Annotated in this window: 16 protein-coding genes and 2 pseudogenes; 14 read left to right on the top strand and 4 right to left on the bottom strand. The window is 72.5% G+C overall.

From position 1 onward, the window contains the following. Positions 1 to 5 precede the first annotated feature (5 nt). Genes VF330_RS00090 through VF330_RS00080 form a run of 3 tightly spaced genes read left to right on the top strand, consistent with a single transcriptional unit; the run spans position 6 to position 4,981 of the window. On the top strand, positions 6 to 794 hold the full coding sequence (locus VF330_RS00090) for a PaaX family transcriptional regulator C-terminal domain-containing protein (RefSeq protein WP_330849360.1): 789 nt from the start codon (positions 6 to 8) through the stop codon (positions 792 to 794). Positions 795 to 798: 4 nt separating this feature from the next. Continuing rightward, entirely contained in the window at positions 799 to 1,953 is a 1,155-nt protein-coding gene (locus VF330_RS00085) for a glycosyltransferase (RefSeq protein WP_330849359.1), read from the top strand. Between the two features lie 25 nt (positions 1,954 to 1,978). After that, positions 1,979 to 4,981, top strand: a complete 3,003-nt coding sequence (locus VF330_RS00080) for an MGH1-like glycoside hydrolase domain-containing protein (RefSeq protein WP_330849358.1) — start codon at positions 1,979 to 1,981, stop codon at positions 4,979 to 4,981. A 47-nt stretch (positions 4,982 to 5,028) separates the two neighbouring features. Here the strand turns inward: VF330_RS00080 and VF330_RS00075 are convergent, their stop codons facing one another. Then, positions 5,029 to 5,853 carry an endo alpha-1,4 polygalactosaminidase gene (locus VF330_RS00075; RefSeq protein WP_330849357.1) on the bottom strand — a complete coding sequence of 275 codons (825 nt, stop codon included), beginning with the start codon at positions 5,851 to 5,853 and terminating at the stop codon, positions 5,029 to 5,031. A 168-nt stretch (positions 5,854 to 6,021) separates the two neighbouring features. Between VF330_RS00075 and VF330_RS00070 the strand changes: the two genes are divergently transcribed. From VF330_RS00070 to VF330_RS00045, 6 genes are all read left to right on the top strand, one after another. Beyond that, a complete protein-coding gene (locus VF330_RS00070) occupies positions 6,022 to 7,284 on the top strand; it encodes an ABC transporter substrate-binding protein (RefSeq protein WP_330849356.1) in 1,263 nt (420 codons plus the stop codon). Then, positions 7,281 to 8,171, top strand: coding sequence for a sugar ABC transporter permease (locus VF330_RS00065; protein ID WP_330849355.1), 891 nt, complete (start codon positions 7,281 to 7,283; stop codon positions 8,169 to 8,171). Before VF330_RS00070 ends, VF330_RS00065 begins: the two co-directional genes overlap by 4 nt. After that, on the top strand, positions 8,168 to 8,974 hold the full coding sequence (locus VF330_RS00060; RefSeq protein ID WP_330849354.1) for a carbohydrate ABC transporter permease: 807 nt from the start codon (positions 8,168 to 8,170) through the stop codon (positions 8,972 to 8,974). Before VF330_RS00065 ends, VF330_RS00060 begins: the two co-directional genes overlap by 4 nt. Positions 8,975 to 8,997: 23 nt before the next feature. Further along, positions 8,998 to 9,909, top strand: coding sequence for a sugar isomerase (locus tag VF330_RS00055; RefSeq protein ID WP_330849353.1), 912 nt, complete (start codon positions 8,998 to 9,000; stop codon positions 9,907 to 9,909). Positions 9,910 to 9,912: 3 nt separating this feature from the next. Further along, positions 9,913 to 11,196 carry an alpha-galactosidase gene (gene melA / locus VF330_RS00050; RefSeq protein WP_330849352.1) on the top strand — a complete coding sequence of 428 codons (1,284 nt, stop codon included), beginning with the start codon at positions 9,913 to 9,915 and terminating at the stop codon, positions 11,194 to 11,196. 73 nt (positions 11,197 to 11,269) lie between these two features. Further along, positions 11,270 to 12,028 (top strand): DeoR/GlpR family DNA-binding transcription regulator, encoded by a 759-nt coding sequence (locus VF330_RS00045; RefSeq protein ID WP_330849351.1) that lies wholly within the window; start codon positions 11,270 to 11,272, stop codon positions 12,026 to 12,028. 6 nt (positions 12,029 to 12,034) lie between these two features. Here VF330_RS00045 and VF330_RS00040 read toward each other — a convergent pair whose 3' ends face one another. Further along, on the bottom strand, positions 12,035 to 12,871 hold the full coding sequence (locus VF330_RS00040) for a PhzF family phenazine biosynthesis protein (RefSeq protein WP_330849350.1): 837 nt from the start codon (positions 12,869 to 12,871) through the stop codon (positions 12,035 to 12,037). 16 nt (positions 12,872 to 12,887) lie between these two features. Then, positions 12,888 to 13,025, bottom strand: a pseudogene (locus VF330_RS00035) (response regulator transcription factor); the annotation flags it as partial. Between the two features lie 247 nt (positions 13,026 to 13,272). Between VF330_RS00035 and VF330_RS00030 the strand changes: the two are divergent. The 3 genes from VF330_RS00030 (at position 13,273) to VF330_RS00020 (ending at position 16,638) form a co-directional block, all read left to right on the top strand. After that, positions 13,273 to 14,055, top strand: a complete 783-nt coding sequence (locus VF330_RS00030; RefSeq protein WP_330849349.1) for an HD domain-containing protein — start codon at positions 13,273 to 13,275, stop codon at positions 14,053 to 14,055. 71 nt (positions 14,056 to 14,126) lie between these two features. Next, positions 14,127 to 15,410 carry a hypothetical protein gene (locus VF330_RS00025; RefSeq protein ID WP_330849348.1) on the top strand — a complete coding sequence of 428 codons (1,284 nt, stop codon included), beginning with the start codon at positions 14,127 to 14,129 and terminating at the stop codon, positions 15,408 to 15,410. 124 nt (positions 15,411 to 15,534) lie between these two features. Next, positions 15,535 to 16,638 (top strand): lysyl oxidase family protein, encoded by a 1,104-nt coding sequence (locus VF330_RS00020; protein ID WP_330849347.1) that lies wholly within the window; start codon positions 15,535 to 15,537, stop codon positions 16,636 to 16,638. Here VF330_RS00020 and VF330_RS00015 read toward each other — a convergent pair. Next, entirely contained in the window at positions 16,535 to 17,788 is a 1,254-nt protein-coding gene (locus VF330_RS00015; RefSeq protein WP_330849346.1) for a glycosyltransferase 87 family protein, read from the bottom strand. The genes VF330_RS00020 and VF330_RS00015 overlap by 104 nt on opposite strands. A 130-nt stretch (positions 17,789 to 17,918) precedes the next feature. Between VF330_RS00015 and VF330_RS00010 the strand changes: the two genes are divergently transcribed. Together VF330_RS00010 and VF330_RS00005 are read left to right on the top strand one after the other, a co-directional pair. Next, positions 17,919 to 18,533 carry a hypothetical protein gene (locus tag VF330_RS00010; RefSeq protein WP_330849345.1) on the top strand — a complete coding sequence of 205 codons (615 nt, stop codon included), beginning with the start codon at positions 17,919 to 17,921 and terminating at the stop codon, positions 18,531 to 18,533. After that, a pseudogene (locus VF330_RS00005) lies at positions 18,530 to 18,873 on the top strand (protease PrsW); the annotation flags it as partial. The gene VF330_RS00010 and the pseudogene VF330_RS00005, both read left to right, overlap by 4 nt.

The raw sequence follows: 18,873 nt of genomic DNA, 5'->3' as shown, positions 1-18,873 counted from the left end.
GGTCCGTGACACCGCAGTCCCTCATGCTCAACTTCCTCGGCCTGTACGTGCTGGGCCGGGACATCGCGGTCTACTCGGGCAGCCTGATCGACGTGTTCGGGCGGGTGGACGTCTCCGAGGAGGCCGTGCGCTCGACGCTGACCAGGATGTCGTCGCGCGGCCTGCTCACCAAGCACCGCAACGGCCGCAAGGTCTACTTCGGACTCACCCCGCGGGCGACGGACGTGCTGGAGGACGGCGGCCGCCGCATCTGGCAGCGCGGCGCCGTGAACAGGGACTGGGACGGCACCTGGACCCTGGTCGGCTTCTCGCTGCCCGAGGGCCGCCGGGGCGCGCGCCACGACCTGCGCTCGCGCCTGCAGTGGGCGGGGTTCGGTCCCGTGCAGAACGGCCTGTGGATCGCGCCGGGCAACCGGGACGTCACCGAGATGGTCGCCGGGCTCGGGCTCACCGGCAACGTCACCGTCTTCACCGCCCAGCACGCCAAGCCGACCGAGGCCGCCGACCTCGCCACCCGCGCGTTCGACACCGCCGCGATCGCCGCCCGCTACCAGGACTTCCTCACCCGCTGGCGCGAACCGGACGACGCGCTGCCCGACGACCTGGCCCGCCAGCTGCTGCTGCACGCGGACTGGCTCGACCTCGTCCGCCAGGACCCGCACCTGCCCGCGGAGCTGCTGGCCCGCGACTGGCCGGCGATCGAGGCCGAGCAGGTGTTCCGGGCGCTCGCCACGCGGTACGTCGGGACCGCGACCCCGCTGGCGCTCGCGGCCATCGAGTCGATCGAGGTCTGACGGCGTGCGGGTGGTCGTCGTCTCGGGAGGCGATCCCGGGCACGTCGTCCCGGCGGTCGCGCTGTGCCTGCGGTTCCTGGCGGCGGGGGACACGCCGTTCCTGCTCACCGGTGAACGTTGGGTCGCCGCGGCGGCCGGTGAGGGGATCGCGGCGTCGCGAGTGGACGGTCTCGCGCTGCGGGACCTCGAGGACTGCGCGGATCTCGGTGGCGCGCTGCACGACCAGGCCGCCGAACTGGCGATGGCTCTCGTGTCCCGGCTCCGCGAACTGACGCCGGACCTGGTGGTGTGCGACGTGCTGGCGCTCGGCGGGAGCATGGCCGCGGAACTCGCCGGCGTGCCGTGGGTCCAGCTCTCGCCGCACCCGCTCTACGAGCCGTCGCGCTGGTTGCCGCCGATGGGCAGCGGGCTGGCTCCCGGACTCGGTGTGCGCGGACGGGTGCGCGACGCCGTGCTGCGGGCGATGACGGCCCGGTCGATCCGTCAGGGCGAACGGCAGCGAGCCGTTGTGCGGCACCGGATCGGGCTCCCGGCCCGCGACCGGGGGCCGGTGGCGCGGTTGGTCGCGACGCTGCCCGCGCTGGAGGTGCCGCGTCCGGACTGGCCGTCGAACGCGCACGTGGTCGGGCCGCTGCTGTGGGAGGCGAGCCGGGAGGCGCTCATCCCGCCGCCGGGTTCCGCGCCGCTGGTGATGATCGCCCCGTCGACGGCGTGGACCGGGTCGGCCGGCATGGCCGAGATGACGCTGGAGGCGTTGCGGGACAAGGGTGTCCGGGCCGTCGTGTCGACGTTCGCGCCCGCTCCCGGTCTTCCCGCGTGGGCGCGCTCGGGCCCCGGCGCGCAGGACGCGCTGCTGCGGGAGGCGTCCGTCCTGGTCTGCGGTGGCGGGCACGGGATGCTGGTCAAGGCGTTGCGGGCGGCCGTCCCCGTCGTGGTGGTGCCCGGCGGGGGTGACCAGTGGGAGATGGCGAACCGGGTCGCGCGGCAGGGGAGCGGCGTGGTCGTCCGCCCCTCGACCGTCGAGGGCCTGCGGGACGCCGTGACGCGCGTGCTGGGCGACCCGGCGTTCGCCGCTGCGGCGGCTCGGGCGGCCGCGTCGGTGACTGATGTTCGCGATCCTGTGGAGGTATGTCGGACTGCGTTGAGTCTTGCGCGATGAGAGCGCTCTCCCTTTCAATGAGGGCATGCGCAGGTCGATGACGATCCTCGTGGTGGCGGCGTTGGCGGTCTCGTCCGCCTCGCCGGCGGTGGCGCAGCGCGCCGCAGCTCCAGACCTCTACCCCGCCGTCGGTGCGGGGACCTCGTTCCTCGACCACGCCGGCCTGCTCGGGAACGTCCCGGAGCCGGCCTGGTACGAGGCGAACATCCCGTTCGTCGACGTGCCGGACCGCGAGATCCGGGACACCTACTACTACCGGTGGCGGACCTACAAAGAGGCACTCAAGTACACAGGACCGAAGGACGGCTGGATCGTCTCGGAGTTCCTCGGCCCCGTCGGCTACTCGGCCCCGAACGGCGGCATCGTCGCCGCCGCGGGCCACCACGTGTACGAGGGCCGCTGGCTGCGCGACCACCGCTACCTCGACGACTACGTGGACTACTGGCTGCGTGGTTCCGGCGCGAGCGCCAAGCCGGCCACCGACTTCCTGAACAAGAACACCACCGACTGGGCTCACCAGTACTCGTTCTGGGCCGCCGACGCCGTGGCCGCGCGGGCCGCGGTCGACGGCCGCTCCCGGTTCGCGACGGACCGCCTGCCCGAGCTGATCCGCCAGTGGCAGCGCTGGTCGCCGCAGGTCGACGCCGACCTGGGCCTCTACTGGCAGACGCCGGTGTGGGACGCAATGGAGTACACGGCCAGCTCGTACCAGAGCCCCGACCCGTACCACGGCGGCGACGGCTACCGCCCCACGCTGAACGCCTACCAGTACGGCGACGCACGTGCCATCGCCCAGCTGCTCAAAGCCCGCGGCGACACGGCGGGCGCCGCCCAGTACGACCAGGCTGCGGAAGCGCTGAAGACCGCGCAGGAACGCTGGCTCTGGGACGCGAACGGCCAGTTCTACAAGCACGTCATGCGCGACGGCAACCCCTCCCGGGCGAAGATCAACGACCGCGAGTCGATCGGGTTCGTGCCCTGGTACTTCCACATGGCGCCCGACGCGAACAGCGCCGCGTGGGCACAGCTGAAGGACCCGCAGGGCTTCGCGGCCCCCTACGGCCCGACCACCGCCGAACGCCGCAGCCCGTACTTCATGCGCGAGGCCTTGAACGGCTGCTGCCGCTGGAACGGCCCGAGCTGGCCGTACGCGACCAGCCAGACGCTGACCGCCCTGGCCAACCTGCTGATCGACTACCCGGCCCAGTCCTACGTCTCGCGCGCCGACTACCTCTCGGTGCTGCGCGGCTACGCCCTGACCCAGCGCAAGAACGGCCAGCCCTACGTCGCCGAGGCCCACCACCCCGACGAGGACCGGTGGATCTACGACGGCCGGGGCCACAGCGAGGACTACAACCACTCGACGTTCAACGACAACGTGCTGTCCGGCCTGGTCGGCATCCGGCCGCAGCTGGGCGACGAGGTCCGGATCGCCCCGCTGGCACCGGCGAGCTGGGACTACTTCGCCGCCGAGAACGTGCCGTACCACGGCCACAACCTCACGGTGCTCTGGGACCGTACCGGCACCCGCTACGGCAAGGGCGCGGGCCTGCGCGTGTGGGTCGACGGCCAGTTGCGGCACTCGCAGTCCGGGCTGTCGTCCGTGCGCCTGACGATCCCCGCGCGCGCAACCGGCGACCTGCCGGAGCTCGTGGACGACTTCGCGAACGTCAGCCAGTCCGGCTACCCGACCGCCCGCGCGTCGTTCAGCTACAACGTCGACCCGCCCACGAAGGCGATCGACGGCCAGGACTTCCACCTCGACGTGCCCGGCACCCGCTGGACGACGTGGACCAGCCCCCACACGTCGGACTGGCTGGAGGTCGACCTCGGCGCGCCCGCACCCGTCTCGGACCTGCGGGTGACGTTCTACGACGACGGGGGAGGGGTGCGCGTGCCTTCCGCCTACGACCTGCAGTACTGGGACGCCGGCGGCGTGTGGCGCGACCTCCCCGGCCAGCAACGGTCTCCGGCCTCGCCGGTGGCACGGCAGGTGAACCGCGTCCTCGTGCAACCGGCGGTGACGACCGACCGGGTGCGGATCTCGCCTCGCCGCACCGATGGCGGGGCTGTCGGGATCACCGCTTTCTCGTCCGTGCGGGCGCCGGTGCGCGGGTTGACCGCTTCCGTGCCGGCGCTGTCCGTCCGGCCCGGTGCCGGTGTCGAGACGACCACGACCGTGTCGGCCTCGCGGTCGTTGGCGGACGTCCGCGCCGCCCTGGCCGTTCCCGCCGGCTGGAGTGCTGTCGCCCTGACGTCCGCCACCAGCGCGCGGCTGCTGCCGGGACGGAGTCTGGTGACGCGGTGGAGGGTCACCGCGCCGGCCGGGCTGAGGCTGGGGGAGTCGGCGCCGGTCCGGGTGGTGGCCACGGCGTCCGGTGACAGCGGGGCGAGCACGGCGGTGTCGTCGGCGCAGAGCGTGTTCGACCCGGCTGACTACGGCACGGTGGTCTGGGACGACACCTTCGACACCGACCGGCTCGGGTCGTACCGGGTGGACGGGCCGTTCTCCGAGACGCCGCCCGCGTTGCGGGTGTCCGGTGGTGTGCTGACGGCCAGTGCGTCCGGTCGCAGCGGGTCCGTGCTGGCCGCGCCGGTCGCCGGTGACGTCCGCGGGACCGCCGTGGTCGTCGAGCCGCGGTCGTTCGCCGGGTCGGCGCCGGAGGACAGCCTGTTCCTCGGCCAGACCGCGGGCGACCGGGACTTCGCGCTGGCGTGGTTCAACAACGCGGGCAAGGCGTCCGGTGTGGACGTGACCGTCGGCGGCGTCCGCCGCGGGGACGAGGCGACCGGTGGGTGCTGCGCCGCGCTGAACTGGGCGGCGGGGGACCGGTTGGCCGTGGTGGTGCGGGACGGGCAGCTGACCAGCTGGCAGGAGCACGACGAGCGGTGGTCGTTGCTGCGGTCCGCGCCCGTCTCGGCCGCCGTCGATCCCGCCGTGGTGGCGGGGTGGTCGCCGGGACTGGGGTTGCGGCTGGACGCCGGATCGCTGGTGGTCGACCGCTTCACCGTGCTGCGCCGCGCGTGAGGACCCGTCCGGGGTTCGCGGGCCTCGCGAACCCCGGACGACGCCTTCTACTTGCAGTAGTCGAACGCGTAGGCACCGTTGTTCGGGCCCACCAGGTACCGGTCGCGCAACGTGGTGATCGCCGGGGTGTCCGGGTCGTCGCACACGTCCTTGAACGTGCCGCGCAGGTCGTCGGTGTACTCGATGTCCATGACGTTCTTGTCGTAGACGTCGCTGTAGTCCGAGCACTCCTCCCAGCGGTGGCACTCCTCGGACACGGCGAAGTCGAAGCCCACCTGGCTCTTCGCCTGCGCCGCCTGCTCCGCGGCGTTCTTCTGACCGATCGCGAGGCCCTTGCCGTGCGCCCGGTCCGCGAGGAGCTTGGCGTAGGCGAGGTTGTTGCTCACGGTCAGCTTGCCGCGGGAACGCAGGTAGGAGTCGAGGTTGTCGACCTCGACGGCCTTGAAGCCCTTGCTCGCGCACAGGTCGATCGTGCTGCCGATGATGCCGGCGAGCTCCGTGCGCTTGGCGGCCGTCGAGGTGTCGAGGATGAACTCGTCGCGCCAGTTCGGGTCGACGATCGGGTTGCCCGACGAGTCCTTCACGATGAGGTGCTTGCGCTGGTTGAGCCACACGCTCTTGTCACCGGGCTGGGTCTGGAACCCGTTGACGTAGCAGATGTTGTAGACGTTCGCCGCCGGGGAGGCGGTGCTGTCGCGGGTCACCAGGGTGACGCCGCTGGGCGGGGTGTAGGCGGCGCCCAGCTGGTAGTCGAGCGCCCCGCTGGTGGGGGGTGGCTCGATCGCCGCCGCCTGGCTGGACGTCGCCAGCGGACCGGCCACGCAGGCCAGGGCGAGTGCGGTACCGGTGAGGGCGCGCGCAGGGATGGTCATGTGCGCCGAACTCCTTGATCGCTCAGAAGTGGTGATCGGGTCTGAGCGACCGTACCGGTAGGAGTCCTTATCGGGCTAGCAAGCAATCTCAATCGGTCAGAACTCTTGCTTGTTTGAGCGATTCCAGCTTAGTGTCCCCGACCACACTCACCACGTGAGGGAGTCGACATGGGCACAGGGCTGAGCCGCCGCGCGGTGCTGACGATGGGCGCCGCGCTGCTGATGACGGCGGCCTGCGGAACGGGCTCCGGTGGCAACGGGAAGATCAAGGTCTGGCACGGCTACACTGACGCCGAGGCCACCGCGTTCGGCAAGCTCGCCGACCGGTGGAACTCCGCGCACCCCGAGCAGCAGGTCGAGCTGGTGTTCAACGGCGGCAACGACAACGTGCTGCAGAAGACCCTCGCCTCGTTCGCCTCGGGCAACCCGCCGGAGATCGCCTACCAGTACGGCTCCTCGATCACGGGCCTCACCGGCCGCCCGCAGACGCAGGACCTCACCGACCTCGTCAAGAACGACGCCGACTTCCGGTGGGACGACCTGTTCGCCGCCGCCCGCGAGGCCGCCACGGTCGACGGCAAGATCTACGGCATCCCCGCGCTCGTCGACAACCTCTCCCTGGTCTACAACAAGAAGCTCTTCGACGACGCCGGCCTCGCGCACCCCACCGAGTCGTGGACGTGGGACGACTTCCGGTCGGCCGCGCGGAAGCTCACCGGCGACGGCCGGTACGGCTGGGCCTACGTCAACGACGGCACCGAGGACACGGTCTGGCGCTTCCTCGCACTGCTCTGGCAGGCGGGCGGCGACCTGCTCTCGGGTGACGGCAAGAAGGCCGCGTTCGCCTCCGACGCCGGGCGGCAGGCCATGCAGCTGTTGCGGGACATGGCCGTCACGGACAAGTCCGTCTACCTCGACGCGGGCGACCAGCAGTACCTCAACCTCTTCAACTCCGGCCGCGTCGGCATGCTGTGGACCGGGCCGTGGGACCTCGGCGTGATCAACGGGGACGTCTCCTACGGCGTGCAGATCCTGCCCGGCAAGGTCACGCACGCGACGATCGCCGGACCGGACACGTTCGTCGTCTTCGGCGACAACGGCCGCAAGAACGCGCTGCCGTTCCTGAAGTGGCTGCTGTCGGCGGAGGTCCACCTCGAGTTCGCGATGGAGACCGGGCACCTGCCGATCCGGCAGTCCGAGGTGGAGCTGCCGAAGTACGCCGAGTACGCGGAGAAGTACCCCGGTGCCAAGGTGTTCGTCGAGAACCTCGAGAAGAACGTCACGAAGTCCCGGCCGAACATCCCGCAGTACCCCAAGATCTCGCAGGTCCTCGGCACCGCCGTGCAGTCGGTGCTGCTCGGCCAGGCCGAACCGCAGGCCGCACTCGCGCAGGCGGCGGGCGAGGTCGACCAGGCCCTGGCCTCCTCGTGACAGCCGACCGCCGCAAGCTCGCCGACCACGCCGCCGGGTGGGGGTTCGCGGCACCGGCCGTGGTCCTCATCGGCGTGTTCGGCCTGGTGCCGGTGGTGTGGTCGTTCGTGCTCTCCCTGCAGCACACCGACCTCACCTCGCCGGGCACGTTCGCGGGCGGCGACAACTACGCCAAGCTCGCCGCCGACCCGCTGTTCTGGGACGCCGCCCGGCGCACGCTCGTCTACGTCGTGCTGTTCGTGCCGGTCACGCTCGCGCTCGCGCTGCCGGTCGCGGTGATGCTCAACCAGAAGATCCGCGGTGTCGTGTTCTACCGCCTCGCGGTGTCGGTGCCCCTGGTGACCTCGACGGTCGCGACCGGAATCATGTTCAGCTGGCTCGCCAACCCGCAGTTCGGGCTCGTCAACGCCGCGCTGGACGCCGTCGGGCTGCCGAAGCAGGGCTTCTTCACGGATCCGAACCAGGCGTTGTTCGCCGTGGTGGCGATGACGGTGTGGGGCTGGCTCGGGTTCGCGGTCATCATCTACCTCGCCGCGCTGCAGAACGTGCCGAAGGACCTGATCGAAGCGTCCTCTTTGGACGGCTGCGGGCGCGCGGGGTCGTTCTGGCACGTGGAGCTGCCGCTGGTGGCACCCGCGACCGGGTTCCTGCTGGTGTGGCTCACGATCAACGGCCTGCAGCTCTTCGACGCGGTCTACGTGACGACCAAGGGCGGGCCGCTGCGGGCGACCACCGTGCTCGTCTACCACCTCTACAACGAGGCGTTCGTGAGCTTCGACGGCGGCTACGCGGCGGCGATCGGCTGCGCGGTGTTCGTCGTGATCGGCGCCTTCACGCTCGTCCAGCTGCGGTTCAACCGCCGCACGTCCCACTACGAGGCACGATGACCAGGCCGAGCGCGCTGCACCTGATCCTGTTCCCGCTGTCGCTCGTGATGGTGACCCCGCTGGTGTGGATGGTGCTGGTGTCGATCTCGACGCGGGAGGAGTCGCGGCGGTTCCCGCCCGGCCTGCCGAGCGGGATCGAGTGGGAGAACTACGCCGCCGCGCTGAACGACGCGCCGCTGGGGTCGTGGCTGGGCAACAGCCTCGTGGTGTCGGTGGTCTGCGTGGCCGGCAACCTGGTGCTCTGCTCGCTCGCGGGCTACGCGTTCGCGCGGATCCGGTTCATCGGCGCCAGGGTGGCGTTCGTGCTGATGCTCGCGACGCTGATGGTGCCGTTCCAGATCGTCATGCTGCCGCTGCTGATCATGATGCGGCAGCTCGGGCTCGTCGACACGCTGGGCGCCCTGATCGCGCCGAACCTCGCCACGGCGTTCGGGGTGTTCCTGATGCGGCAGTTCTTCACGACGCTGCCGCGCGAGCTGGAGGAGGCGGCGCGCATCGACGGTGCGAGCAGGCTGCGGACGTTGTTCCAGGTGCTGCTGCCGTTGATGCGGCCTACGCTCGCCACGCTGGCCGTGCTGACGTTCCTGCAGACGTGGAACGACTTCCTGTGGCCGCTGATCGCCGTGCAGAGCCCGGGGGTGATGACCGTCCAGCTCGGACTGCAGAGCTTCCAGGGCGCGCACACCACCAACTGGCCGAAGCTCATGGCCGGTACGGTGCTGAGCCAGCTGCCCGTCCTGCTCGTCTTCTTCTTCGCCCAGCGGTTCTTCGTGCGGTCGGTGGCCGCGGCGGGCATCAAGTGACCGATCAACCGGAGGAACCCGCCATGCCGACCAGGTCCGCCGCGGAGCTGCACACCACCGCCGAGATCGCCTCCCAGCCCGACTGCTGGCGCCGCGCGGTCGCGCTCGCCGCCGAACCCGAGGTCGTGGCGGCCCTGCCCGCCCACGGTGACCGCGTCGCGGTGGTCGGCTGCGGCACGTCGTGGTTCATGGCCCAGGCCTACGCCCGCCGTCGCGAGGACGAGGGGCTGGGGGAGACCGACGCGTTCGCCGCGTCCGAGTTCCCGTTCGGCCGAAGGTACGACCGGGTGGTGGCGCTGACGAGGTCCGGCACCACCACCGAGGTGGTCGACGTGCTGCGGCGGCTGCGGTCGCACGTCCCCACCACGGCCGTCGTCGGCGCCCCCGGCACGCCGGTGACCGAGCTGGCCGACCGGGTGGTCGCGCTGCCGTTCGCCGACGAGCGCTCGGTGGTGCAGACCCGGTTCGCGACCTCCGCCCTCGTGCTGCTGCGCGCCCACCTGGGCGAACGGCTCGACCGCGCGGTCCTCGACGCGGAACGGGCGCTGGCCGAACCGCTGCCCGCCGACCTCGTGGAGCGCACCCAGTTCACGTTCCTCGGCGGTGCGCCCTGGACGACCGGCCTCGCGGCCGAGGCGGCGCTGAAGATGCGCGAGGCGTCGCTGAGCTGGACCGAGTCCTACCCGGCCACCGAGTACCGGCACGGCCCGGTCGCGATCACCGACGAGGGCTCGCTGGTGTGGGTCTTCGGTGCCGCGCCGGACGGCCTCGCCGCAGACGTGGCCGCGGCCGGCGGCCGGTGGGTGGCCCGCGACCGCGACCCGCTCGCCGAGCTCGTCGCGGTGCACCGGCTCGCCGTGGAGGTGGCGCTGCTGCGCGGGCTCGACCCCGACACCCCGCGCAACCTGACCCGTTCCGTGATCCTGGAAGGCTGATCGATGGTCACCATCGCGTTCGTGGGCGCCGGTTCCGTGGAGTTCACCCGCCAGCTGCTCCGCGACGTCCTGTCGTTCCCGGAGCTGGCGGACGTCACGATCTCGTTGCACGACATCGACTCCGAACGGCTGGAGGTGGCGGCGGGCCTGGCTCGCCTGACCTCCGCTTCGGTGCGCGTGCGCACCTCGTTGTCCCGGCGGGAGGCGCTGGAGGGCGCGGACGTCGTGGTGAACATGGTCGCGATCGGCGGCCACGCGGCGACGCTGCGGGACTTCGACGTGCCGGAGTCGTTCGGCCTGCGCCAGACGATCGGCGACACGCTCGGCATCGGCGGGATCTTCCGCGGGCTGCGCACGTTCCCGTTCCTGGAGGGGCTGGCGGCGGACGTGCTCGCCGTGTGCCCGGACGCGTGGCTGCTGAACTACACCAACCCGATGGCGATGAACATCCAGTACCTGGCGACCGTCGCGCCGCGGCTGAAGGCGGTCGGCCTGTGCCACTCGGTGCACTGGACGATCCACGACCTGAGCGCGCTGGTCGGCGTGCCGCACGAGGAGGTCGACTTCCTCTCCGCGGGCGTGAACCACCAGGCGTGGATCCTGCGGTGGCAGCACGAGGGCCGCGACCTGTACCCGGCGCTGGACGCGGCGATCGCGGCGGACCCGGAGCTGGTGCGGCGGGTGCGCGTGGACCTGTACCGCAGGCTCGGCTTCTACCCGACGGAGACGAGCGAGCACTCGTCCGAGTACGTGCCGTGGTACCTGCGGCACCGGTCCGAAGTGGACCGTCTGCGGATCCCGGTCCGCGACTACGCCTCGATCAGCGCCGGGAACGTGACCACGTACGAGAAGACGCGGGACGCGCTGGCCGCCGGCGAGCCGCCGCCCCCGTTGGAGGACGAGGCCGTCGAGTACGCGCCGCAGGTGATCCACAGCCTGGTGACCGGGCAGCGGCGCACGATCCAGGTCAACGTCGCGAACCACGGCCTGATCTCGAACCTGCCCGCGGGCATGGCCGTGGAGGTGCCCGCGACGCTCGACCGGCTGGGCGTGCACCCGCACGTCGTCGGCGCGCTGCCGCGCCAGCTGGCCGCGCTCAACCGGAGCTTCCTCAACGTCGTCGACCTGACCGTGGCCGCGGCGGTCGAGGGCAACCCGGACCACGTCCGGCACGCCGCCTTGTGCGACCCGGCCACCGCCGCCGCGCTGACCGTCGGCCAGATCGACGAGCTGGTCACCGCGATGACCGCCGCGCACGGCGACCTGCTGCCCGCATCATTGCGATAACGCTCAGGCCGGATGCGTGGTTATCGCGTAAATCGTGCCAAACCGAGCACCTTTCCTGCGTTATAGTGATCGGATGCGTCAGGAGCAGCGTCTGGCTGCGATTCTCGGCAAGCTCGCGGACGCGGGCTCGGTGTCCGTGACCGGGCTCGCGGAGGACCTCGGCACCTCGGTCGCGTCGATCCGGCGCGACCTGCAGTCGCTGGAGGAGCAGAAGCTGCTCAAGCGCACCCACGGCGGCGCGGTGGCCGTCGAGGTCATCTACGAGCTGCCGCTGCGCTACCGGGTCGGCCGCCGCGAGGAGAAGCGCCAGATCGCCGAGGCGGCCGCGCGGCTCGTCACGGAGTCCGTCCACTCGGTGGGGCTCAACGGCGGCACGACCACCACCGAACTGGCCCGGCTGCTGGCCGGCACCCGGTCGCTGAAGGTCGTCACGAACGCGCTGAACATCGCCTCGGACCTGTGCCCGCGCCCCACGATCGACCTGGTCGTGACCGGCGGCGGCGTGCGCCCGGAGAGCTACGAGCTGGTCGGCCCGATCGCCGACCGCGCCCTCGCCGGCATCAGCCTGGACCTGGTGTTCCTCGGCGTGGACGGCATCGACGCGCGCGGCGGCATCACCACGCACGACGAGGTCGAGGCGCACACCGACAACTGCCTGCTGCGCACGGCCGACCGCGTGGTCGTGCTGGCGGACGGGTCGAAGGTCGGCAAGCGGGCGTTCTCGCGCATCGCCGACATCACCGAGGTGCACGTGGTGATCACGGACGCGTCGGCGCCGGTGGAGGAGCTGGAGAAGCTGCGCTCGGCGGGCGTGGAGGTCGTCGTCGCGTAAGACCGGTCAGAGCGCGACCTGGCCCGTCACCCCGAGGACCGTGTCGCCCCCGACCCAGATCTCGCCGCCGTCCCGCGCCAGGTGCACCCGCCCCCGCCGCCCGAGCACCGTTCCCTGGGCGGCCACGTACGACGGCGCCGCCAGCCCGGCGGGGATCAGCCACTGCGCGATCGCGGCGTTCAGGCTGCCGGTCACCGGGTCCTCGTCGAACCTGCTGCCCTCGTCCACGAACGCCCGCACCTCGAACGCCGCGTCGCCGCCCTCCTCGTGCGGTCCCACCACGCCCACGCCGCGGAACCCGCCGAACCGCGCGAAGTCCGGTTTCACGGCGAGCACCGCGGACGCCGAGGCGAGCAGCACCGCGACCCAGCCCGGCCCGTTGTCGGCCCATTGCGCGTCGACGACGTCCTCCGGCCGGACCCGCAACGCCGTGGCGAGGGCCAGCAGGTCCGACAGCGTCACCGGGCCGCTGCGCGTCAACGGCGGGGCGGCGAACGCCAGGCGTGCGCCCTCCTCCCGCACGGTGACCAGGCCGGCACCGCACTCCTGCACCACCCGGCCCGCCACCCGCGGCACCCCGCCGGCGGCCAGCCAGGCGCGCGCCGACCCGAGGGTGGGGTGGCCGGCGAACGGCAGCTCGCGGCTGATCGTGAAGATCCGCAGCCGGTAGTCGGCCTCGGGGGAGTCAGGGGAGAGCAGGAACGTCGTCTCGGCCAGGTTCGTCCAGCGGGCGAACGCCGCCATCTCGGCGTCCGAGAGGCCGTCCGCGTCGTGCACGACCGCGACCGGGTTGCCGTACAGGAACTCGTCGGTGAACACGTCTACCTGGCTGAATCCTCGCACCGCGCCAGCGTAGCCAGAGCCACCCGCTGCTTTCGGCCACCTTTACCGCCTCGGCCCGCGTGCGGGCGCCGGTCTTGCCGATCGCGGAGCTGAGGTGGTTGCGCACGGTGCCCTCGGACAGGTGCAGCGCCTTGGCCAGGTCGACCGTCGTGGACTTGCCCGCGCCGTTCAGGCCGAGCAGCGCGACCACCTCGCCGAACCTCTTCCTCAGGCCGCTCAGCGCCACCGCGGCGCCGGCCCGTACCGCTGTCCGGGTCATGTCCACAATGCTCGGAGCGGGCGGCCGGGAGCGAGGGGATCGGGCGTCACGACGTGGGCATGACGGACGTCATGGACCCCCCGCGATGTGATCAGGTCGATCGGCCCTCGGCGAACCGCCGGAAGCGCCTTACGGTGGAGGGGTGACGACCACGACCCAAGCCGTGAGCCAGGCGGACGAGCGAATCCGGCGCCTGGAGGCCCGGCTGGTCCGCGAGCACGTCGAGGTGCCGCCGAGCCTGGTGCACGAGTGGATCGAACGCGCCAGGGCCCGCTTCGGCGGCGCCAGGGTGCAGGACTACGTGCCGTTGCTGGTGGCCCGGGCCGTGCGGGCGTCCGCACGCGACTTCTCCGCCGACGTGCCCGAGATGTCCGGGACGTTCCTCACCAGCTGGGCCAGGAACACCGCCCGGCGGCTGCTGGCGGACGAGCTGCCGCGCCGGTGGGCCCACACCGCCGGCGTCGCCCGCCGGGCCGAGCGGGTGGCCAGGGTGCTGCCCGCCGAGGAACGCGAGCTGCTCGTCGCCGCGGCCTGGCTGCACGACATCGGCTACGCCTCCGAGCTGAAGGACACCGGTCTGCACTCGCTCGACGGCGCGCGCTACCTGCGCCGGGCCGGTCTCTCCGAACGCGTGTGCTCCCTCGTGGCGCACCACTCCGGCGCGTCGGCCGTCGCCGGGCTCGTCGGGCTGGCCGACCAGCTCGCCGAGTTCGGTGACCACCGGGGCCGGCTGCGCGACGCGCTCTGGTACTCCGACATGTCCACCGGCCCGGACGGGCAGCCGACGACGGTGCAGGGCAGGCTGGCCGAGATCCGGCAGCGGCGCGGACCGGAGGACCCGGTCGTGCGCGCCCTCGCGATCAACGGCGACGAGCGGCTGGCCGCGGTCAGGCGGACGCACCGGTTGCTGCGCCGCGCGTCCTGACTGCGCAGTTCTGCGTCCTGAGTAGTTCTGCGGATGCCCCCGCGGTGGTCCGCACTGGCACAGTGGCGGGTGTGGACGAGGTGGGGGCTCGGCGCCGGTGGTGGCTGCGGACCGGGCTGGCGGGGATCACGGGCGCGGTCATGGCGCCGGTCGCGGCCGGCACGGCGGTCGTCGGCCTGTTCGCGGGCACGGCCGGGTTCGTCGCACTGACGTTGCTCGTCGTCGTGCTGTTCGTGGTCCTGCTGACCTTCGTGGCGCAGGTCGCGCCGGACGAGTCGCGCTTCGGCGGCAGCGGCGGCGGACGCGTGTTCTGGGCGGTGCTCGTCGCGGCCGCGGGCACGGTCCTGTGGCTGCTCGGCTGGTCGGTCGGCGACGAGGCCGGGCTCGGGCTCAGCGGGTCGCCGGTGCTGTGGGTGCCCGCGACCGCCCTGCTCTTCGCGCTCGTGGCCGGAACGCTGCTGCGCCGGTGGTACCTGGCGCTCGGGTCGCTGGCCGTGCTGACCGCCCTCGGCCTGGTGCTGCTCGACGCGCTCGCCGCGACCCTGCCGTCCGACGTGGACAGGCGCGCCGCCGGGGACGACGTGAGGTCGCTCCTGGTCGCCTCGGTGCCGGGCTACGGGGTGGTCTCGAACCAGCGGTCGTGGCAGCTCAGACCGCTCGACGTGGACCCGAGCAGCACGCCGCCGTCGCCGTTCGTGCAGCTGTACGCCGAACCGGACGCGCCGGACTGCCAGGTCGACCCCTACCAGACCCGGTACCCGAGCGGCCCGGACTGCGAGGTGGAGCGCCCCGGTCTGTTCTTCGTGCAGGGGCCCGTCGGCAACGCTTACGTCCACCGCGTCGACGGCCGTCGGCTGGTGCTGGCCGGCCCGAAGTCGTTCGACCGCGCGGTCCTGCGCGACGCGCTGCTCACCGCCCGCCCCACCGGGCAGGACGGGGCCGTCACCGCCACCGTGCCGGGCTACTCGGCGACGTCCGTCTCGTCCGGCGGCACGGTCTTCACCCCGGACGACAGGGCGCTGCTGCCCGGTGCGAGGAACATCGAGTTCTCCACCCGCACCGCCTTCGACGGCCAGTGCGTCTACGGCGCCCTGGAGTGCGTGGTCGAGTCGCCCTCGGTGCGCTACGAGCGTTTCGAGGACGCCCACGTCTACGTGCGGGTCGTGGACGGCAAGGAGGTCACCGTCCGCGGTGGACTGGCGGTCGGCCGCGACGTGCTGCGCACCGCCGCCCTGGCCGCGCACCCGGCCACGGACGACGAGCTGCGGGCGATGCTGCCGGTCGAGCAACCGTCCACACCGGACCGCTCGCCGATGGGAGTGGCGCGGCACCTCGCGCGCGTCCTCTTCGGGTGACGGCGCGGCGGACCGGGGAACGCGACCGCGGAGTTCATCGCATCGCGTCACGGGTGTCACCCGGCCGGGTGCACCTCGCGCCGAGAACGGGGGATCGTGCTTTTCGCGCATTAGGTTCTGCGGCATGGGGTTCGGCAAGGTGCTGGGCGCGCTCGCGTCCGTGTTGGTGATCGTCGCGTCCTCGGTCACGCCCGCGCAGGCGGCCGTGCGGCAGCCGCTGCTGCCCGACCTGCGGCAGGCGCCGGTCGGGTGCGCCGGCGGCTACGGCGGCGATCCCGCGCTGTGCCGCGACTGGGACGTCTGCATGGTCACCGACCCGAAGGACCCCAGCGGCGACTGCGTCACGTCCGGCGGCATCAGGTCGGTGCGGCTGCGGTTCACCACCGCCGAGGACAACGTCGGTGAGGGACCGCTGCTGCTCTACGGCCGCCGCTCGCGCGCCGGGGCGGACGAGATGCAGGTGCGCCAAGGGTTCCAGCACGGCCGCGGCGCGCCGATCCCCGCCACGTTCGACCAGGCCGAGCGGGCCACCGCCACGTCGATGTACTACGAGCCCGCCAAGGCGCACCGGCACTGGCACCTCCTGAACTTCGCGCGGATGCAGCTGCGCACGCCCGGCGGCCGGACCGTCGTCGCCGACCGCAAGAACGGCTTCTGCCTCGGCGACCGCTACCGCACCGCCGACGCGGGCGCGCTGCCCGGTGCGACGCGCGACCCGGCCAGCCCGGAGGGGCAGCTGGCGAAGCAGCTGGCGCAGAACCGGTGCGGCTACCGCGATCCCGCCGCCACCGAGGTGGTCGAGGGTATCTCCGTCGGCAGCGGCGACGACTACCGCTACCAGGTCGACTTCCAGTGGCTCGACCTCACCGACGTCGCCTCCGGCACCTACGACGTCGTCACCACGGTCAACCCCGACCGCACGCTCCTGGAATCCCGCTACGACAACAACTCCTCGTCGATCTCGATCTCCGTCCAATGGCCGGGCGGTGCGGCGCGCAGGCCGTCGGTGATCACCGAGGCACCCGCCGTGACGCTGCTGCGAAGCTGCCCGGGACGGGACCGCTGCTCGGGTGAGCTCAAGCTGGGCGAGCGCACGTTCGCGCGGGCGCAGGGACCGGTCGCCGTCACGCCGCGGTGCGGGACGACGGCACCGGACGAGAGCTGTTGTTGTTGCTGTGCAACCGAGTCACCCACAGCGATCCGGGAAACAGCAGCAGCAGTCCGGTAACGGGCCACAGCGCGGCGGCGACGTGCTGCCACACCGTCAGCTCCGCCAGGTCCGGCGGCACCTCGGGAACGCCGAGCAGCGCGAACCACCGCACCGTGAACACGACCGCGAGCACAGCCGTCGTGACCGCCAGCCCGGCCGAACGCCGCCGGTGCGCCTGGACGGCGAGCCAGACGAGCAGCGGGATGACCCACACCCAGTGGTGCTCCCAGCTCACCGGCGACACGAGCAGGCTGGTGACCGCGGCGGCCGAGAACCCCAGGAAGTCCGAGCCGCGCCGGTGCGCGCACCGCGCCACCGCGAGGCCGGCCAGCGCCACGGCCGCGAGCACGACGAGCCACCACCGGTCGAAGCCCGCCGTGCCCAGCGCCCTCGCCATCGCGCCGGACAACGACTGGTTCGGCGTCACGAACACGTCGGCCACCCGCGACGACTGCACGACGAGCCCGCCCCAGTACTCCAGCGAGTCGGCGGGGGAGAAGGCGAAACCCGCCGCGACCGTGCCCAGGAACGCGAGCGCCGCGGTCCGCGCGGCCGCCCACTGCCGCGTCACGACGAGGTAGCCGATGAAGATCAGCGGCGTCACCTTCAGGCCCGCCGCGACGCCGATGCCGACACCGCGCCACCGTCCCGCGTGCGGGCGGAAGTCCAGCAGCACCAGCAGGAGCAGGAACGCGTTGATCTGCCCGGCGACGAGCTGCACGCGCACCGGCAGCAGCACCGACACCAGCACCAGCCCGGCCACCGCCAGCGCGCCGCGGACCCGGCGGTCGCGCACGCCGGCGATCCCGAGCGCCAGCCACACCACGCCGCCCAGCGCGACCAGCGAGGCGATGTTCCAGAGCAGGCCCGCCGGGCCGATCGGGAGGAACGACAGGGGAGCGAAGACCGCGATCGCGGCGAGCGGCGGGTACGTGTACGACATCGGCCCGTACAGCGGCGACAGCACGGTCAGGTCGTAGAGCGACTGCCCGTCGCGCACCGCCTGCCCGCTGGCGAGGTAGACGCGCAGGTCCACCGCCCAGCGCAGGCTCCAGTACGGGTCGGCGGTGTGGACGGCGTGCGCGACCAGGGCCAGGACCACGGCGGTGAGGACCACCGCCGCCGTCAGGAGGGTTCGCGTCCGGGCGTCGGTGCGGGTAGCGGCCATCGGGAGGCACCTCTCGTACGGGACAGGATGCGGAGCGGCGGCAGCCGGAGGGTCTCGGGACCGGCTCGAGCGCGGCTCACGCGGCAGGCTCGGCGAGCCGGGAGCGCCGGGGTGTGGTCAGGTGGAGGACATGACCGCACCGCCGGAGTGGATCGCCGTCGAGCACAGGTTCCTCGGGCTCGACCGCCGCACCTTCAGACCGGCGCTGATCGCCCTCGCCGTCGCGCTCCTGCTCGCGTACGGGCTGCCCGCGCTGAACGCCGCGGTCCCGTGGCACAACGAGATCCGGGCCGGTGACGTGCTCGACCTCGGCGACGGGGCGACGGCGGTCCCGCCGGTCGGGTGGCAGCTGGAGAGCGGCACCCTCGCGGGCCGCGGGTCCGCGTCCCCGGCGAGCCTGGACGTGCGCCTGGCGACGGGCGGCGCGACGATCACCCTGCGCGGCGCGGCGTTCACCGGGACGGCGGACGCCTTCCTCGACCAGGTGCTCCGGTCGGAGGGCGCCCAGGGCGTCGACGGCTCCCGCGGCACCCTCACGACCGCCGGCGGGCTCGTGGGCGTCGTGCAGAGCGCCACGGCCCCGAGCGGCGACCAGGTGGACGTCGCGTTCAAGATGGCGCCGGGCCCGGCGGTGCAGGCGCCCGCGCTGCTGGTCACCGTGCGCGCGGCGCCCGGTCAGTTCGAGCGGTACCAGGACAGCGTGGGCGAGCTCCTGCGCAGCATCACGCCGGGAGCGACCCGATGACCGCCACCGCGGCCAAGTCCGCGCAGCTCGACGCCATCGAGCAGTCCGGGTGGGGCCTGCCGTTCCGCCTGGTGCAGCCGCACAACCTGGCGTTCTGGGTCTACGCGCTGGGCGTGGGCGGCGGGGCGCTGGCGATGCTGCGCTACTTCGGCCCCGGCGCGCACTTCTACGGTCCGGCGCTGACCGGCGGCGTGCTGTTGTTCGGGCTGTACCTGGTCCCGTGGCTGCTGATCCTGCGCCACCACAACCGCTACACCGCGCAGCCCGGTTCGCTGCTGGCGGCGGCGTTCGTCTGGGGAGGGGTCGCGGCGACGTTCTGGATCGCGCTGCCCGCGAACAC

Source organism: Lentzea sp. (assembly GCF_036380075.1).
Lineage (GTDB): Bacteria > Actinomycetota > Actinomycetes > Mycobacteriales > Pseudonocardiaceae > Lentzea.
This window is presented reverse-complemented; position numbering and strand designations above follow the sequence as displayed.

What these genes read in the sequence shown, in the direction of transcription:
- VF330_RS00080 (WP_330849358.1), top strand. Translation starts at nt 1,979, where the DNA reads ATGCGCAGGTCGATGACGATCCTCGTGGTGGCGGCGTTGGCGGTCTCG.
- VF330_RS00075 (WP_330849357.1), bottom strand. Translation starts at nt 5,853, where the DNA reads ATGACCATCCCTGCGCGCGCCCTCACCGGTACCGCACTCGCCCTGGCC.
- VF330_RS00070 (WP_330849356.1), top strand. Translation starts at nt 6,022, where the DNA reads ATGGGCACAGGGCTGAGCCGCCGCGCGGTGCTGACGATGGGCGCCGCG.
- VF330_RS00060 (WP_330849354.1), top strand. Translation starts at nt 8,168, where the DNA reads ATGACCAGGCCGAGCGCGCTGCACCTGATCCTGTTCCCGCTGTCGCTC.
- VF330_RS00055 (WP_330849353.1), top strand. Translation starts at nt 8,998, where the DNA reads ATGCCGACCAGGTCCGCCGCGGAGCTGCACACCACCGCCGAGATCGCC.
- melA (WP_330849352.1), top strand. Translation starts at nt 9,913, where the DNA reads ATGGTCACCATCGCGTTCGTGGGCGCCGGTTCCGTGGAGTTCACCCGC.
- VF330_RS00045 (WP_330849351.1), top strand. Translation starts at nt 11,270, where the DNA reads ATGCGTCAGGAGCAGCGTCTGGCTGCGATTCTCGGCAAGCTCGCGGAC.
- VF330_RS00020 (WP_330849347.1), top strand. Translation starts at nt 15,535, where the DNA reads ATGGGGTTCGGCAAGGTGCTGGGCGCGCTCGCGTCCGTGTTGGTGATC.
- VF330_RS00015 (WP_330849346.1), bottom strand. Translation starts at nt 17,788, where the DNA reads ATGGCCGCTACCCGCACCGACGCCCGGACGCGAACCCTCCTGACGGCG.
- VF330_RS00010 (WP_330849345.1), top strand. Translation starts at nt 17,919, where the DNA reads ATGACCGCACCGCCGGAGTGGATCGCCGTCGAGCACAGGTTCCTCGGG.